The organism is Rhodopseudomonas palustris (genome assembly GCF_034479375.1).
Taxonomy (GTDB): Bacteria; Pseudomonadota; Alphaproteobacteria; order Rhizobiales; family Xanthobacteraceae; genus Rhodopseudomonas; species Rhodopseudomonas palustris_M.
On the sequence record NZ_CP140155.1, the window covers coordinates 2,801,058 to 2,816,348 of the forward strand.

General features: G+C 67.6%; 12 protein-coding genes. 7 read left to right on the plus strand and 5 right to left on the minus strand.

Features of this window, described 5'->3' with window-relative positions:
* Positions 1-10: 10 nt before the first annotated feature.
* The gene (locus tag SR870_RS12605; protein ID WP_322513909.1) at positions 11-394 is read right to left on the minus strand and encodes a phasin; all 384 of its coding nucleotides are present in this window, start codon (positions 392-394) and stop codon (positions 11-13) included.
* A 349-nt stretch (positions 395-743) separates the two neighbouring features.
* Between SR870_RS12605 and SR870_RS12610 the strand changes: the two genes are divergently transcribed.
* The 6 genes from SR870_RS12610 (at position 744) to SR870_RS12635 (ending at position 9,698) form a co-directional block, all read left to right on the plus strand.
* Positions 744-4,196: a sensor histidine kinase gene (locus SR870_RS12610; RefSeq protein ID WP_322513910.1), complete on the plus strand. Its 3,453-nt coding sequence runs from the start codon at positions 744-746 to the stop codon at positions 4,194-4,196.
* 782 nt (positions 4,197-4,978) lie between these two features.
* Entirely contained in the window at positions 4,979-5,515 is a 537-nt protein-coding gene (locus tag SR870_RS12615; RefSeq protein WP_322513911.1) for an REP-associated tyrosine transposase, read from the plus strand.
* Between the two features lie 142 nt (positions 5,516-5,657).
* The gene (locus SR870_RS12620) at positions 5,658-6,368 is read left to right on the plus strand and encodes a Crp/Fnr family transcriptional regulator (RefSeq protein WP_322513912.1); all 711 of its coding nucleotides are present in this window, start codon (positions 5,658-5,660) and stop codon (positions 6,366-6,368) included.
* A 126-nt stretch (positions 6,369-6,494) separates the two neighbouring features.
* Positions 6,495-6,698, plus strand: coding sequence for a hypothetical protein (locus SR870_RS12625; RefSeq protein WP_322513913.1), 204 nt, complete (start codon positions 6,495-6,497; stop codon positions 6,696-6,698).
* A 149-nt stretch (positions 6,699-6,847) separates the two neighbouring features.
* Entirely contained in the window at positions 6,848-7,858 is a 1,011-nt protein-coding gene (locus SR870_RS12630; RefSeq protein ID WP_322513914.1) for a Fe(3+) ABC transporter substrate-binding protein, read from the plus strand.
* Between the two features lie 181 nt (positions 7,859-8,039).
* Positions 8,040-9,698 (plus strand): iron ABC transporter permease, encoded by a 1,659-nt coding sequence (locus tag SR870_RS12635; protein WP_322518261.1) that lies wholly within the window; start codon positions 8,040-8,042, stop codon positions 9,696-9,698.
* 25 nt (positions 9,699-9,723) lie between these two features.
* Here SR870_RS12635 and SR870_RS12640 read toward each other — a convergent pair whose 3' ends face one another.
* Positions 9,724-9,900 carry a PLDc N-terminal domain-containing protein gene (locus tag SR870_RS12640; RefSeq protein WP_011440359.1) on the minus strand — a complete coding sequence of 59 codons (177 nt, stop codon included), beginning with the start codon at positions 9,898-9,900 and terminating at the stop codon, positions 9,724-9,726.
* 152 nt (positions 9,901-10,052) lie between these two features.
* On the opposite strand from SR870_RS12640, the gene SR870_RS12645 reads away from it, so the two are divergent.
* The gene (locus SR870_RS12645) at positions 10,053-10,721 is read left to right on the plus strand and encodes a hypothetical protein (protein WP_322513915.1); all 669 of its coding nucleotides are present in this window, start codon (positions 10,053-10,055) and stop codon (positions 10,719-10,721) included.
* A 33-nt stretch (positions 10,722-10,754) separates the two neighbouring features.
* Here the strand turns inward: SR870_RS12645 and SR870_RS12650 are convergent, their stop codons facing one another.
* From SR870_RS12650 to SR870_RS12660, 3 genes are all read right to left on the minus strand, one after another.
* Positions 10,755-13,484, minus strand: coding sequence for an HAD-IC family P-type ATPase (locus SR870_RS12650; RefSeq protein ID WP_322513916.1), 2,730 nt, complete (start codon positions 13,482-13,484; stop codon positions 10,755-10,757).
* A gap of 381 nt (positions 13,485-13,865) precedes the next feature.
* Complete coding sequence (locus SR870_RS12655; protein ID WP_322513917.1) at positions 13,866-14,516, minus strand: 3-oxoacid CoA-transferase subunit B; 651 nt, start codon at positions 14,514-14,516, stop codon at positions 13,866-13,868.
* An 11-nt stretch (positions 14,517-14,527) separates the two neighbouring features.
* Positions 14,528-15,244, minus strand: coding sequence for a CoA transferase subunit A (locus tag SR870_RS12660; RefSeq protein WP_322513918.1), 717 nt, complete (start codon positions 15,242-15,244; stop codon positions 14,528-14,530).
* Positions 15,245-15,291 lie beyond the last annotated feature (47 nt).

The window sequence follows — 15,291 nt, forward strand, 5'->3', positions numbered from 1 at the left end:
TACGTTTAGCTCAGCTTTTCGGCTTGGCGGCGTCCTGCGCGGCCTTGGTGACCACCTGCCCGAGTTCGGCCGCCTGCTCGGCCAGCGCCTTCATCTGCCCCTGAACATATTCGCTGTGCAGGCGGAGAACGTCGCCGAGGTCCTTGGCGTGAACCAGTTGCTGGGCGTAATCGAGCGCCGCCGAGACGTTGCGTTCGGCGAAGCTGACGGCCTTGGTGGTGATTTCCCTGGCGTTGGCCCGGACGGTGGCGCCACGGTCCTCGATGGTGGTGGCGGTCTGCTGGGCGTTGGCGAGCATCTGCTCGAATGCCTTGCGGGCCTGGTCGAAGCCGGCCTCGGCGACGGAGCGCATTTCCTTCGGAATTTCGAAACGGTCACGTCCATCCTGATCCATGATCCACTCCTTTTGCGTCCGCGGGGGCCGCCGCCGGCCCGTCTGCGTGTCTGCCACCTTGTGTCTGTCAACTTACTGCTCTCTCGCATCGCTGGTGTGACCGGCGGATGGCAGCCTGACGCATCGTGACCGAACGAACATTTTTTGCAACCGTACAACGCGAACGCCGCCGACAAGGTTCTCCTCCATGGCCGAATTAAGGTTATCCGCGCTTTGGTTGGGATAGCGGCCCGGCAATCGTGGACCTGGCGGCGACCGAAAGCGATAATGAATCGTTAAGGTTCTTCACCGGCCGTTTTCGAGCGGACCGGCCGCCGAACCCGACGGGAACTGCCGCGCGCGAGCATCGATGACGAGTTGGGATTTTCAGTTGCGAGGGGTCGACGATCCGCGGCTTGCGGTTCACGCCACCGGCGCGCTTCCGGTCTGGCTGTGGTCGGTCGATGGCACCCGCGTGCTGTGGGCCAATCCGGTCGGCGCCCGGCTGTTCGGCGCCGACAACGGCAGGGCCCTCGGCGCGCGACGCTTCGGCCCGGCGGATCCGCATCGCCGGCTGGTGGCGCAACTGGCCGGCAAACTGCCGCCGAACGGCGCCACGCGGCTGGAGCGGCTGCGCGGCTTCGGCGGTCGCCTCGGCGCGCTGGTGACCTGCGCCTGCGCGCGGCTGGAATTCACCGACGGCAGCGCCGGCGTGCTGATCGCCGCCGTCGAACCGATCGGCCGTCCGATGCCGCTGGTCGATCGGCTGCGCTCCCTGGTCGAAGGCAGCGACACGCCGATCGCGGCGTTCGGCCGTGACGGTCTGTTCGTCGGCTCGAGCGCGGCGGCGCGCACCCTGCTCGGCTTCCGCAACCTGACCGAAGCCGGCCTCGATCAGGCCCGCGCCGATGCGCTGCAGAACGGCCGCTCCGAAACGCCGATCGGGATCGGCCGGATGGTGCTGCAACGCGTCGGCAGCGGCAGCGATGTCGGACTGGTGGCGCTGCTCGAGACGAACGAGCCGCTTGCAGCGGATCGCGAGCCCGAACTCCCGATTGCCGAATCCGCGCCCGTCGCGTCCGATATCCCGATCGATCCGCCGAGCGAGACGGTGCCGCCGAAATCGTACGTTCCGGACTACGAGGCGATCGACACCATCAGCGAGGCGCAGGCCGAGTTCACGCTGCTCGGCGAGACGCTCCCGGCGGCGCAGACCGAAATTCCGCCGACGCAAGACAATGCCGCCGCGGACGAACCCTCGCCGCTGGTCGTGCCGGTTGCCGACGAGTCGCCGGCCGAGGCCGATGCGACCGCGGATGAATCCGCCGCAACACCCGAGTCTCTTCCTGAGGACAGCGGCGCGCCGCAGCCGCACGACGCTGAAGCGACCGATCAGACCGCGCCCGTCGATGCCCCGTCGCAGCAACATTCTGAAGATGAAGAGCCGGCGATGATCCTCGCCGTCGAGCCGGAGCCGCGCGACGCAGCGACGTCGGTCGCGCCTTCGCCGCCACGCCGGCATCCGCTGCGCTTCGTCTGGCAGTTCGACGGCGACAGCCGCTTCGCGGTGAAGTCGGACGAACTGATCTGCCTGATCGGCCCGCACACGGCCGCGCAGTTCGGCCGGCCGTGGGCCGAAATCCGCGCGGCGCTCGCGCTCGATCCCGACGACCGCTTCGCGCAGGCGATCGCGTCGCGCCACACCTGGAGCGGCATCACGCTGCATTGGCCGGCCGACGACAGCGATGATCGCCTGCCGGTCGAGATGTCCGGCCTGCCGGTGCAGGACCGCGACGGCCATTTCACCGGCTATCGCGGCTTCGGCGTCTGCCGCGATCTCGAAGGCCTCGATCGGCTCGCGGCAATGCGCCGGCGCGACGATGCGGGCGAACATCCGCCGCGGTCGCTGTCGGCGGATTCGACGCCACGCGACGCGACTCTCATCCCGGGCGATGATCAAGCGGCCGGGACCGACACGTCTGACCAACAACAACAATCGGATATCATCGTGGAAACCCCGAGAAACGTGCTTCCGTTCCGGCCCGTCCAGGACGCCCGTTCGCCGGCGCTGACGCCGGTCGAGAACAGCGCCTTCAACGAATTGGCGCGGCAGTTGGCGGAACGGCTGGAGAGCGATGCCGCCGGCGCCGCCGAGCGGCTGTTCGCGCAGGCCGCCAACGACGAGACGCCGGACGCGCCGGCCGACGACATGCCCGTCGCCGAAACGGCGTCGACCTATGCCGTGTCTTCGCCCGACGAACCCGCTGAGCCGTCCGAACCCGAAGCCGCGAAGGCAGACTGGCTCGCGCCGCTCGCGACGCCTGCCAAGGGCGACAGCGCGCGCGACCGCATGCTGCTCGATCTGATGCCGGTCGGCGTGCTGATCTATCGGCTCGACCGCCTGCTCTATGCCAACACGGCATTCCTGCAGCGGATGGGCCATGCCAGCCTGGCGGCGCTCGAAGAGGAAGGCGGCCTCGATGCGCTGTATGTCGAGGAAGGCGTCGGCGGTTCGAGCGGCACGTCGGAAGCCGGCACGCCGATCACCATCGCGACGCCGTATTCGGCGCCGACCGCAGCCCGGCTGCACACCATTGAATGGGACGGCGATCAGGCGCTGGCGCTGATCTTCTCCGGCGCCGCCGAGCAGCCTGCCGACGTCGTCGCCGCGGCCTCGATCGCGCCGGAGACGAATGCGCCGTCGGATGTCGGCCATGCCAATGCCGAAGAACTCGGCGCGATCCTCGACACCACCGCCGAGGGCATCCTGATGTTCGACGCAAGCGGCCGCATCAGCGCCTGCAACCGCAGCGCCGAGGCGCTGTTCGGCTATGACGGCGACGAGCTGGTCCGGCGCAACATCGCCGAGCTGTTCGCGCCCGAGAGCAACGAAGCGGTGCGCGCCTATTTCGACAGCGTGAAGAGCGGCAGCGCCGAGAGCCTGCTCGATCACGGCCTCGAGGCGCTCGGCCGCGTCCGCGAGGGCGGGCTGTTTCCGCTGACGATGACCATCGGCCGCACGCAGCCCGACGGACCGAACTACTTCGCGGTGTTCCGCGACCTGTCGCAGGCGCGCCGGATCGAGGTCGAACTCGACCAGGTACGCAAGCTCGCCGACCGCGCGGCCGGCGCCAAAGCCGACGTGCTGGCGCGGCTCAGCCACGAGATCCGCACGCCGCTCAACGCCATCATCGGCTTCGCCGAGGTGATGATCGAGGAGCGCTTCGGCGCGCTCGGCAACGAGCGCTACGCCGACTACATGAAGGACATCCGCGCCTCCGGCGAGCGCGTCATCGGCATCGTCGGCGACCTGCTCGATCTGTCGCGGATCGAAACCGGCAAGCTCGACCTTTCCTTCACCAGCCAGAACCTCAACGAACTGGTCGAGCAATGCGTCGCGGTGATGCAGCCGCGCGCCAATCGCGAGCGCATCATCATCCGCAGCTCGCTGGCGCACGCGCTGCCGAGCGTCGTCGCCGACGCGCAGGCGCTGCGGCAGATCGTACTGAACCTGATCGGCACCTCGATCCATCTCGCCAATGCCGGCGGACAGGTGATCGTCTCGACCGCGCTGAGCGATTTCGGCGAAGTGGTGCTGCGCGTGCGCGACACCGGCCATCGGCTCAACGACGATGAGATCGCCGCCGCGCTGCAGCCGTTCAACACGCCGGCGCCGAGCGAGCGTTCGGAAGCCTCCGGTGTCAGCCTGTCGCTGACCAAGGCGCTGGTCGAAGCCAACCGCGCCCAGTTCCACATCAAGAGCGCGCCGCAATCCGGCACGCTGATCGAAGTGGTGTTTTCGCACGCGCCCGCGGTGGCGTGAGCGTCACGCGGGAAGCGAAATAACAAGTCGCACGGTCGTGCGCGGGCACGCCGATGCGTTGCCCGCAAATCCGATTGCGTGAGCGGCCGGTTCCGGGGGCCTCCGCACCGGCACGAAGCCGAGGGAGGCGGAGCGCCGAAAGGCGCGACTTCGAGTAGTGGCCGCAGCATGGTCGCCGGATCGCCGGCGATCAGAGGCCGCGGAAACGCCTTTCGACGCTCCACATCGCAGGCAAGTTTACGCAGCCTGCGGCTGCTATGGGCGACTTTTCACTTCGGGGCCGTGCTTCCGGGCACAGGTCCGGGTAATTAAACCCTGTTTATCCGGCGGGATTTCTCCCGCCTTCGCCTGTGCCGCGTCCAGCCAACTAACAAGTGGCAGACCCCCGTAGTGGGGCCGGCATAGCAGTTTGCTCTCTCGCAAACTGCGTAAACTTGTTTGCGATGACCCGAAGCGTCCCGAGTGCGCGAGGCAACGTCTGCCCCACGCCCGCAGGCGCCACACCCCGCCCCACATCTCCAAGCGTCCCAGGAAACGCCCCTCGATGGGATGAGTTGATGGGAATATAATCAGGAGGCGGACGAATTGTCAATAGGCGATTTGCGGTGCCGGCAATACGGCCGGGTCGTGGTGTCGTAGGGCGGATAAGCCGAAGGCGCCATCCGCCGTCCGGCGCCGCAATGGCGGATGGCGCTGCGCTTATCCGCCCTACAGAATTGACTCGTTAGCTAGATCAGATAAGCCGAAGACGCTATCGGCCCCCAAGCAGCGTAATTAGTCCAATGCCTAATTATCGTCGCGCAAGAATACCAGGGGGCTGCTGGTTCTTCACCGTAAACCTGCTCGATCGCCGTCGCGGATTGCTGATCGATGAGATCGCGGTATTGCGTGAAGCGATCCGGACGACGCGCACGAGGTCTCCGTTCCAAATCGACGCCATCGTTGTCTTGCCCGATCATCTCCACACCGTCTGGTCGCTTCCCGATGGAGATACCGACTTCTCGTCGCGATGGCGAGCAATCAAGAAGTCCTTCACGAAAGCCCTTCCGCAGACGGAGCCGCGCGATCCAGTCCGGCAATCGCGGAACGAACGCGGGATCTGGCAGCGACGGTTCTGGGAGCATCTGATTCGGAACGACGAGGACTACGCGCGGCACGTCGACTATTGTTATATCAACCCGGTCAAGCACGGTCTGGTGACACGGGTTCGAGACTGGCCGTATTCGTCGTTTCATCGCGACGTGCGCGCCGGCTTATTCCCGATCGACTGGGCCGGCGACAGCGACGACATCGGTGAATTCGGAGAACGGGTGTCGTAGGGCGGATAAGCCGAAGGCGTCATCCGCCGACCGCGCCGCAATGGCGGATGGCGCTGCGCTTATCCGCCCTACTTCATCGACCCTTGCCTCAGCAGGCCATCCGCGATTTAGCTGGCTGCGCACCAACCAACCGCGAGACCGCATGGCGACCATCGACACCTCTCTCGTTGCGAAACTGCCGCTGTTCGCCGGCTGCAGTGCCGACGAGCTCGACGCCATCCTCAAGGAGGCTCGTTCGATCCGGGTTCCGAAGAACGCGCATGTGTTCGAACAGGGCGAGGAGGCGCATTCGTTCTTCGTGCTGCTGCACGGCCATGTCCGCGCCAGCAAGCTGACGCCTGCCGGCGAGCAGGTGGTGGTGCGCTATGTGGCGCCCGGCGAGACGCTGGGCGTGGCGATGGCGATCGGGCTTCAGAACTATCCGGCGACGGCGACCGCGGTCGACGACAGCATCGTGCTGGCGTGGCCGACCGCGGCGTGGCCGCGGCTCGTCGAGCACTATCCGTCGCTCGCCACCAACACGCTGCGCACGGTAGGCACGCGGCTGCAGGAGACCCATTCCCGCGTCATCGAAATGTCGACCCAGCAGGTCGAGCAGCGCGTCGCCCATGCGCTGCTGCGGCTCGCCAGCCAATCCGGCCGCAAGGTCGAGAACGGCGTCGCGATCGATTTCCCGATCAGCCGGCAGGACATCGCGCAGATGACGGGAACCACACTGCACACCGTCAGCCGGCTGCTGTCCGGCTGGGAGAGCCGCGGGCTGATCGAGGGCGGCCGCCAGCGCATCGTGCTGCGCGAGCCGGATCAACTGGTTGCGCTTGCGGAACAGACGCCCGGCGACGGCGCAAGCTGAGCCCAGAACGATACCGCTGCTCGGGCCGCGACCGCCGTCACGCGAATCGCTCGCAACCATCGCATTTGCGTTCCCCCGCGGGCTGTGTGCTAGGATATATCGCAGACGCGAGATGCGGGGGACGCCATGGTCGCGAACTATCACGTCGCCGTCGGCGATCAGAATGCGCGCGGTCAGTATCTCGTCGACCGCACGGTCAGCGCCGACAAGCGCCCGCGGTTGCGGATTGCCTGCATTCATTGCGGCAAAGAATATTTCGTCGCCGACATCAATTTCCACAATTGTAAATGCCCATCCTGTCAGAGCGATGACGGCCAGACGCTGAGCTGACGAGGCCCGCTCCGGCCCGGCCGGGGGTGGCGCTGGCGCGACGCCGCGCCCCTGCCTGGAATCGCTCTAATCGCGACATTCCGTCGCGGATCTCCCGCGATGCGCTGAGCTACTGACACTCGGTATCAACTGTCCACGGAGCCCGCTGCATGAGCCGCTTTCGCGCCGCTGCCCTCGCCTTCGCCGCCGTTGTCGTGCCGTTGCAGGCGTTCGCCGCCGAACAGGTCAACGTCTACACCTATCGCGAGACCAAGCTGGTTCAACCGCTGTTCGACGCCTTCACCAAGGACACCGGCATCGCCGTCAACGTGATCTCGGCGAGCTCCGGCCTGGAGCAGCGGATCAAGGCCGAAGGCGCCAACAGCCCCGCCGACGTGCTGCTGACGGTCGACATCGGGCGGATCGACGAAGCGGTCGCGGCCGGCGTCACCCAGCCGATCAAATCGGCGGTGGTCGACGAGATCGTGCCGGCGCGCTATCGCGATCCCGACGGCCACTGGGCCGGCATCTCGATGCGGGCGCGGGTGATCTACGCCTCGAAGGACCGCGTCAAGCAGGAGACGATCACCTACGAAGAGCTCGCCGATCCGAAATGGAAGGGCAAGATCTGCATCCGCTCCGGCCAGCACATCTACAACAACGCGCTGTTCGCCGCCTATGTGGCCAAGCACGGCGAGGCGAAGGCCGAAGCCTGGCTGCGCGGCCTCAAGGCCAATCTGGCGCAGAAGCCCTCGGGCGGCGACCGCGAGACCGCGCGCGACGTCGCGGCCGGCAAATGCGACCTCGGCATCGGCAACACCTATTACTGGGCGCTGATGCTGAAGGACCCCGACAAGAAGGCCTGGGCGGACGCGACCCGCGTGATCCTGCCGACCTTCGAGGGCGGCGGCACCCACGTCAATCTGTCCGGCGTGCTGCTGGCCAAGAACGCGCCGAACAAGGCCAACGGCGTCAAGCTGATCGAATGGCTGCTCGGCGAGAAGGCGCAGCAGATCTACGCCAACGCCAACTACGAATATCCGATCCGGCCCGGCGTGCCGCTCGACCCGACCATCGCCGGCTACGGCAGACTGACCGCCGACTCGCTGCCGATCGCCAAGATCGCCGCCGAGCGCAAGACCGCCTCGACGCTGGTCGACAAGGTCGGGTTCGACAACTGAGCATGAGCGGGACGCGCGCCTTTTCCCTCTCCCCTCGTGGGAGAGGGTGGCTCGAATGAGCGAAGCGAATTCGAGACGGGTGAGGGGGCGGGACGAGGCGCTGCGCCACGACCCCTCACCCGCCCTCGCTGCGCTCGGGCACCCTCTCCCACAAGGGGAGAGGGACGTGAGCGGCACGGCCATTCCTCGCCCGCAAGCCTATCGCCGTCCGTCCTCGCCGAGTGAAAACACCGCGCTCGGCATCGCCCTCCTCACCGCGCTGATCGTCGCCGCGCCGGTGATCAGCCTGGCGCTGACCGCACTGCAGCCGGCCGCCGACGTCTGGCCGCATCTCGTCGCTTACGTGCTGCCGCAGTCGCTGCGCGACACCGCTTGGCTGCTGCTCGGCGTCGGCGGATTGACGCTGCTGATCGGCACCGCCACCGCGTGGCTGGTGTCGTCGCATGATTTCGCCGGGCGGACGCTGCTGGTGTGGCTGCTGCCGCTGCCGCTGTCGGTGCCGACCTATCTGTCTGCCTATGTGTATGTCGACCTGTTCGAGCCGCTCGGCCTGGCGCATCGCACGCTGGCGCTGCTGATGCCGACGGCGCAGGCGGTGCAGTGGCTGCCGCAGTTGCGTTCGCTGCCCGGCGCGGTGCTGCTGCTGGCGCTGGTGCTGTATCCGTATGTGTATCTGTCGGCGCGCGCGGTGTTTCAGGCGCAGAGCGCGGACGCGATCGAGGCGGCGCGCACGCTCGGCGCCTCGCGCCTCACGATCTGGCGCCGCGTGGTGCTGCCGATGGCGCGGCCGGCGCTGGCGGTCGGCGTCGCGCTCGCCGCGCTGGAGACGCTGAACGACATCGGTGCATCCGAATATCTCGGCGTCCGCACCCTCACCGTGTCGGTGTTCACCACTTGGCTCAACCGCGGCAGCCTCGCCGGCGCGGCGCAATTGTCGCTGGTGCTGCTCGGCTTCGCGGCGCTGCTGATCACCATCGAGCGGATCGGCCGCCGCAATGCCAGCGTCGAATTCTCCGCCGAAAACCCGCGGCTGCGGCCGCGCACGCCGCTGCGCGGCGCCAAGGGCGGCTTCGCGTTGCTGGCCTGCCTGCTGCCGCCGCTGCTCGGCTTCGTCGTGCCGGCGGCGTATCTGCTCGGCGAAAGCCTGCGCCGCGGCCTCGCCGGACGGATCGACCCGTCGCTATGGCGCGACGCGCTGCATACGGTGACGCTGGCGTCGATCGCGACGGTGCTGGCGCTCGCGCTCGGGCTGATCGTTGTGATCGCCGCGCGCTGGCGCGGCGGCCGCATTGCGAGATCGGCGCTCGCGGTGGTGCAGCTCGGCTACGCGTTGCCGGGACTGGTGCTGGCACTCGGCCTGCTGACGCCGCTGCTGGCGCTCGACGGCGCGCTGGTGACGCTGGCGCAATCGATCGGCCTCGCCTCGCCCGGCCTGCTGCTGATGAGCTCCGGCGGCGCGGTGGTCGCCGCCTATGTGATCCGCTTTCTCGCGGTGCCGACCGGTCTGTTGAAGGCCGGCTTCGAACGGATCCCGCGCGACTACGACGATTCCGCCCGCGCCGCCGGCGCCTCGCGGCTGGTGACGCTTTCGAAGATCGACCTGCCGCTGCTGCGGCCGGCGCTGGTCGGCGCGGCGATCCTGGTGTTCGTCGACTGCCTGAAAGAACTGCCGGCGACGCTGCTGCTGCGGCCGCTGAACGTCGAGACGCTGTCGACCTCGATCTATCAATACGCCAGCCGCGGCAGTTTCGAGGAAGGCGCGCTCGCCGCCCTGATCATCGTCGCCGCCAGCATTCCGCCGGTGATCTGGCTGACGCGGTTTTCCGATTTGCCGGAGTGAACCGCGCGCCGACCCGGCCGAGCGGTTATTTCGGGCCCGCCAGCCACCAGATGATCAGGCCGACCACCGGCAACACCAGGATCAGGATTACCCAGAGCACTTTGGCGCCGGTGCTGGCGCCGCTCTGGATCACACGAAAAATCGCCCAGATATCCAGAGCGAGAATGATCAGGCCGAGAAGGCCACCGAATTCGATACCCACCGGGCAATCTCCCTTTGCTTGACTGACATTCGGAATTCGCCAGGGCAATGGGCCAGACACGCGATGGTTCCATCCAGGAACCGGCGCCTCCCGAAGCTGCGACGACCGGCGGCACTGGCCATCCCGACCGCCGCGGCGTATAAGCTCGCAACATGCTGACGGTCCAACGAATCCCTGTTCCTGCAGGCCGCCGCACGCTCGCCGTCGCGGCGATCGTGCTGGGCCTCGGATCGGGTGCGGCCCATGCCCAGGCCCATGCCCAGGCCGGGCCGGTGCGCTACTGGATCCCCGGCGGCCCGTTCGGCTTCGGCGGCGGCGTGACCGAGAGCTGGGGCACGGCGGGCTGGAGCGACGTGCCGGGCTTCGCGGCGCTGAGCAGCGTCGACGAGGACGGCTTTCGGACCGGCTTCGTCGCGCGCAGCTACAGCGCCCCGGTCAATGCCTTCGCCAGCGGCCTCGGCTGGCGCGGCTTCGGCGGGATCGGCGGCGCCGGCGCATTCGGCAATTTCGGTTCGCTGGCCCTGGAAGGCTCGCAATACGGCTACAACTTCAAGGGCGTCGGCGGCCTGCCGGTGACGCTTTTCGGCGGCGTCGATCAGTTGAAGTACAATCCGGACGTGTTCAGCCAGGTGACCGCGTTCAGCGGTACCGGCACCACCGCGGCCACCGCCGTCCACGCCGGGATCGAGATCCGGCCGACCTCGAATCTCAGCCTGTCGTTCTCGGGCAGCTACGTCCAGCCGGGCGGCGCCGTCGACAGCGACATCCGCTCGAATCTGCTGCCGGGCGAATCGACGATGTTCTCGGGCGGGCGGCGATAAGCCCGTCCGGTTTCGACCGGGTCCGGCCTGAAGCTACGCACCGTCGGGCGTCGACCAGCGCTTTTCGATCTCCACCAGCACCAGCAGGACGACGCCGACCGCGACGATGACGAGGCCGTCGGCGAGCGACACCGCACGGGTATCGAACACTTTCTGCAGCGGCGGGGCGTAGGTGAAGGCGAGCTGCGCGATCACCACGATCGCCACGCCGATCAGCACCGCGGGCGTGCCGACCACGCCGCGCCAGGTCAGCGACGGGCCGCGAATGTAGCGGATGCTGAACAGATAGAAGATCTCCATCACCACCAGCGCGTTGACCGCCATGGTGCGGGCGGTCTCGACCGGCAGCTCGCGCGTGGTCGCCCAGGCGTAGATCCCGAACGTGCCCGCCACCATCAGCACCGACACGAACACGATGCGCCACAGCAGCAGCGCCGACAGCAGCGGCTGTTTCGCCGGGCGCGCCGGACGCCGCATCGCGTTCGGCTCGGTCGGCTCGAACGCCAGCGTCAGGCCGAGCGCGACCGCGGTGACCATATTGATCCACAGGATCTGGATCGCCGTCACCGGCAGAGTCAGTCCGAACGCGATGGCGAGGATGATCGTCAGCGATTCGCCGCCATTGGTCGGCAGCGTCCAGCCGATCACCTTGGTGAGGTTGTCGTTGACCGTGCGGCCCTCGCGGACCGCGGCGGCGATCGAGGCGAAATTGTCGTCGGCCAGCACCATCTCGCTGGCCTCCTTGGCGGCCTCGGTGCCGTTGGCGCCCATCGCGATGCCGACATCGGCCCGCTTCAGCGCCGGGGCGTCGTTGACGCCGTCGCCGGTCATGGCGATGACGGAGCCGTCCTCCTGCAGCGCCTCGATCAGCCGCAGCTTGTGTTCGGGGCTGGCGCGGGCGAACACCACCGCCTCGCGGGCGTAGCGGCGGAACAAATCGTCTTCGGCGACATCGAGATCGCGTCCGGTGACCGTGATCGGATCGTCGGCGAGGCCGAGCTGCAGCGCGATCGCGCGTGCGGTGGCGGCGTGGTCGCCGGTGATCATCTTCACCCGGATGCCGGCCGCGCGGCACTCGGCGACCGCGTCGATCGCTTCGGGGCGCGGCGGATCGTTCAGCCCCACCAGGCCGAGCAGCGTCAGGCCTTGCGCCACGTCGGCCGGCGCGAGATCGCGGACGTCGCCCGGCAGGCGGCGGCGGGCGATCGCCAGCACGCGTTGACCGCTGGCGGCCAGCGCGTCGCTCTGGCGATCGAACCAATCGCGATCGAGCGGCCGCACGCCGTCGAGCGTCGCGACATCGCCGCACATCGCAAGCACCGATTCCGGCGCGCCTTTGACATAGACGACGGGCTGGCCGTCGCACAGGTGCAGCGTCGCCATGAAGCGATGCCGCGGATCGAACGGAAGGTCGTCGATGCGCGAAAACGCGGCCACGGCCGCGGCGCGGTCATGGCCGGCCTTGACCGCCAGCGCGACCAGCGCGCCTTCCATCGGATCGCCGTCGACGACCCAGTCGGCGCCGACCTGGCGCAGGCCGGCGTTGTTGCACAACAGCGCGGCGAGCGTGAGCTGCTCGAGCACGGCGTCCGCAGCAGGATCGATCACGCCGGTCCCATCGAGGCGAAAGCCGCCTTTGGGCTCGTAGCCGACGCCGTCGACCTCGATCCGGCCGCGCGCGGCCACGACGGTCCGCACCGTCATCTCATTGCGCGTCAGCGTGCCGGTCTTGTCGGAGCAGATCACCGAGACCGAGCCCAGCGTCTCGACCGCCGGCAGCCGGCGGATGATGGCGTTGCGCCGCGCCATCCGCTGCAGGCCGACCGCGAGCGTGATCGTCATCACCGCCGGGAGGCCTTCGGGAATCGCCGACACCGCCAGCCCGATCACGATCATGAACGCTTCGTCGAGGCGGTAGGCCTGCACGAACACCGCATAGGCGAACACCAGCACCGAGACCGCGAGCACCACGAAGGTGACTTGCCGCGCGAACTGATCCATCTGCCGCACCAGCGGCGTCGCCAGCTTCTCGACCGCGCCGATCATGGCGCTGATGCGGCCGAGCTCGGTGGCGCCGCCGGTGGCGATGACCACGCCGGTGCCCTCGCCTTCGGTCACCAGCGTGCCGGAGAACGCCATGCACTGGCGATCGCCGAGCGACGCGTCGGCCGCGACCGCGATGTCGTTCTTTTCGGCCGGCACGGATTCGCCGGTGAGGATGGCTTCGTCGATGCGCAGATTGCGCGCGCGCAGAATCCGCAGGTCGGCCGGAACCCGGTCGCCTGCCTCGAGCACCATGACATCGCCCGGCGCCACGTGATCGGCGGCGATCGTGACCCGGCGACCGTCGCGCAGCACCGAGGCGTGCGGCTCGATCATCTTGTGGATCGCCTCCAGCGCCTTCTCGGCCTTGCCCTCCTGGACGAAGCCGATCACGGCGTTGATCAGCACGACGGCGACGATCACCATCGCGTCGGTGACGTGGCCGATCGCGCCCGCCAGCACGCCCGCGGCCAGCAGCACGTAGATCAGCAGATTGTGGAACTGCAGCGCGAACCGCAGCAGCGCGCCGCGCTCGGCTTTGGCGGGCAGACGATTGAAGCCGAAGGTGGCGAGCCGCCGCGACGCCTCGTCCTCCGTCAGCCCTTCCGCCCGGCTGCGCATCGCGGCGAGCGCGGCGCCGGCGTCGATCGCGTGCCAGTTCTGAATCGACGCGTCGGGCGCATCGTCGCGCTGAAGTGCAGAACTTTCCGCTGATGCCATGGATCCCATCCCGAAATGTCGCGCGCCTCGGCACCGCACGATGACGTTCGCTGCCTTTCCCGCGCACCGGAGCGCATGTCGGCGGCGCGGGGAACCCACGGCGACCATCGCACGGGCCGCAATATGATTTGCTGACGAACCGGGTGTGGCATTGAGCCACGTCATGGAGACGCGCGCGAGCGCGACGCGACGCCTGGCGAAAACTATCGGGATGGCGAGTGATGGCGCCGTGTTTGAGGCGCAGCAAAATCGTCGGATGGGCAAAAGCGAATCGTGCCCACCATCTTGCTTGTCATGAAGCGAGAGTTTCTCGTCGTGTCGCGCGTGGGCACGGCGCTGCGCGCCTGTGCCCACCCTCCGCGTCAACTACGCGGCGACGTACTACGCGTTCTTCAGCGCGACGCGGAATTCGGCTTCGGTGTTGGCTTTGACCTGGTCGAGCGTGACGCCGTCGGCGAGTTCGATCAGCGCCATGCCATCGTTGCCGTGCTTGTCGATGGTGAACACCGCCAGATCGGTCACCACCATGTCGACGACGCGCTCGCCGGTCAGCGGCAGGTTGCATTGCTTCAGCAGCTTCGGGCCGTCCTTGGCGGAATGCTCCATCACCACCACGACGCGCTTGACGCCGGCGACGAGGTCCATCGCGCCGCCCATGCCCTTGACCATCTTGCCGGGGATCATCCAGTTAGCGAGATCGCCGTTCTGGGCGACCTGCATGGCGCCGAGGATCGACAGGTCGATATGGCCGCCGCGGACCATCGCGAACGAATCCGCGCTGGAGAAGTAGCTGGTCGACGGCAGTTCGGTGACGGTCTGCTTGCCGGCGTTGATCAGGTCGGGATCTTCCTCGCCCTCGTAGGGGAACGGGCCCATGCCGAGCATGCCGTTCTCGCTCTGCAGCACGACGTCGACGCCGTCGGGAATGTAGTTCGACACCAGCGTCGGAATCCCGATGCCGAGATTGACGTAGAAACCGTCGCGCAATTCCTTCGCGGCGCGCGCCGCCATCTGTTCGCGGGTCCAGGCCATCAGAACTCTCCTCAGGTTGCCGCGGCTTCGGGGCGCTTGCGGGTGGTGCGCTGCTCGATGTGCTTCTTGGCGCTACCGACTTCGATGATGCGCTGGACGAAGATGCCCGGGGTGTGGATGTGATCCGGATCGATCTCGCCGGCCGGCACCAGATGCTCGACCTCGGCGATGGTGATCTTCGCCGCGGTCGCCATCATCGGATTGAAGTTTCGCGCGGTCTTGCGATAGACTAGATTGCCGGCGGTATCGCCCTTCCAGGCGTGGACGATGGCGAGATCGCCGAACAGGCCGCGCTCCATGACGTATTTCTCGCCGTCGAATTCGCGGATTTCCTTGCCTTCCGCCACCAGCGTGCCGACGCCGGTCTTGGTGAAGAACGCCGGGATGCCGGCGCCGCCGGCGCGGATGCGCTCGGCCAGCGTGCCCTGCGGGGCGAATTCGAGCTCCAGCTCGCCGGCCAGGAATTGCTGCGCGAACAGCTTGTTCTCGCCCACATAGGACGAGATCATCTTCTTGATCTGCCGGGTCTCCAGCAGCCTGGAGAGGCCGATGCCGTCGACGCCGGCATTGTTCGAGACCACGGTGAGGTCCTTGACCCCGGAATCGCGCAGCGCGTCCGACAACGTCTCGGCGATGCCGCACAGCCCGAAACCGCCGGACATGATCATCATGCCGTCCCGCAGGATTCCGGCGAGAGCCGATTGGGCGTCGGGAAAAACCTTGTTCATGATGCAGGGACCTGGTGAGAGGAGCTGTTCTGCGAGCGGGTCTATTC

Coding starts and splice junctions, on each gene's coding strand:
- SR870_RS12605 (WP_322513909.1), bottom strand. CDS start 394: ATGGATCAGGATGGACGTGACCGTTTCGAAATTCCGAAGGAAATGCGC.
- SR870_RS12610 (WP_322513910.1), top strand. CDS start 744: ATGACGAGTTGGGATTTTCAGTTGCGAGGGGTCGACGATCCGCGGCTT.
- SR870_RS12615 (WP_322513911.1), top strand. CDS start 4,979: ATGCCTAATTATCGTCGCGCAAGAATACCAGGGGGCTGCTGGTTCTTC.
- SR870_RS12620 (WP_322513912.1), top strand. CDS start 5,658: ATGGCGACCATCGACACCTCTCTCGTTGCGAAACTGCCGCTGTTCGCC.
- SR870_RS12625 (WP_322513913.1), top strand. CDS start 6,495: ATGGTCGCGAACTATCACGTCGCCGTCGGCGATCAGAATGCGCGCGGT.
- SR870_RS12630 (WP_322513914.1), top strand. CDS start 6,848: ATGAGCCGCTTTCGCGCCGCTGCCCTCGCCTTCGCCGCCGTTGTCGTG.
- SR870_RS12645 (WP_322513915.1), top strand. CDS start 10,053: ATGCTGACGGTCCAACGAATCCCTGTTCCTGCAGGCCGCCGCACGCTC.
- SR870_RS12650 (WP_322513916.1), bottom strand. CDS start 13,484: ATGGCATCAGCGGAAAGTTCTGCACTTCAGCGCGACGATGCGCCCGAC.
- SR870_RS12655 (WP_322513917.1), bottom strand. CDS start 14,516: ATGGCCTGGACCCGCGAACAGATGGCGGCGCGCGCCGCGAAGGAATTG.
- SR870_RS12660 (WP_322513918.1), bottom strand. CDS start 15,244: ATGAACAAGGTTTTTCCCGACGCCCAATCGGCTCTCGCCGGAATCCTG.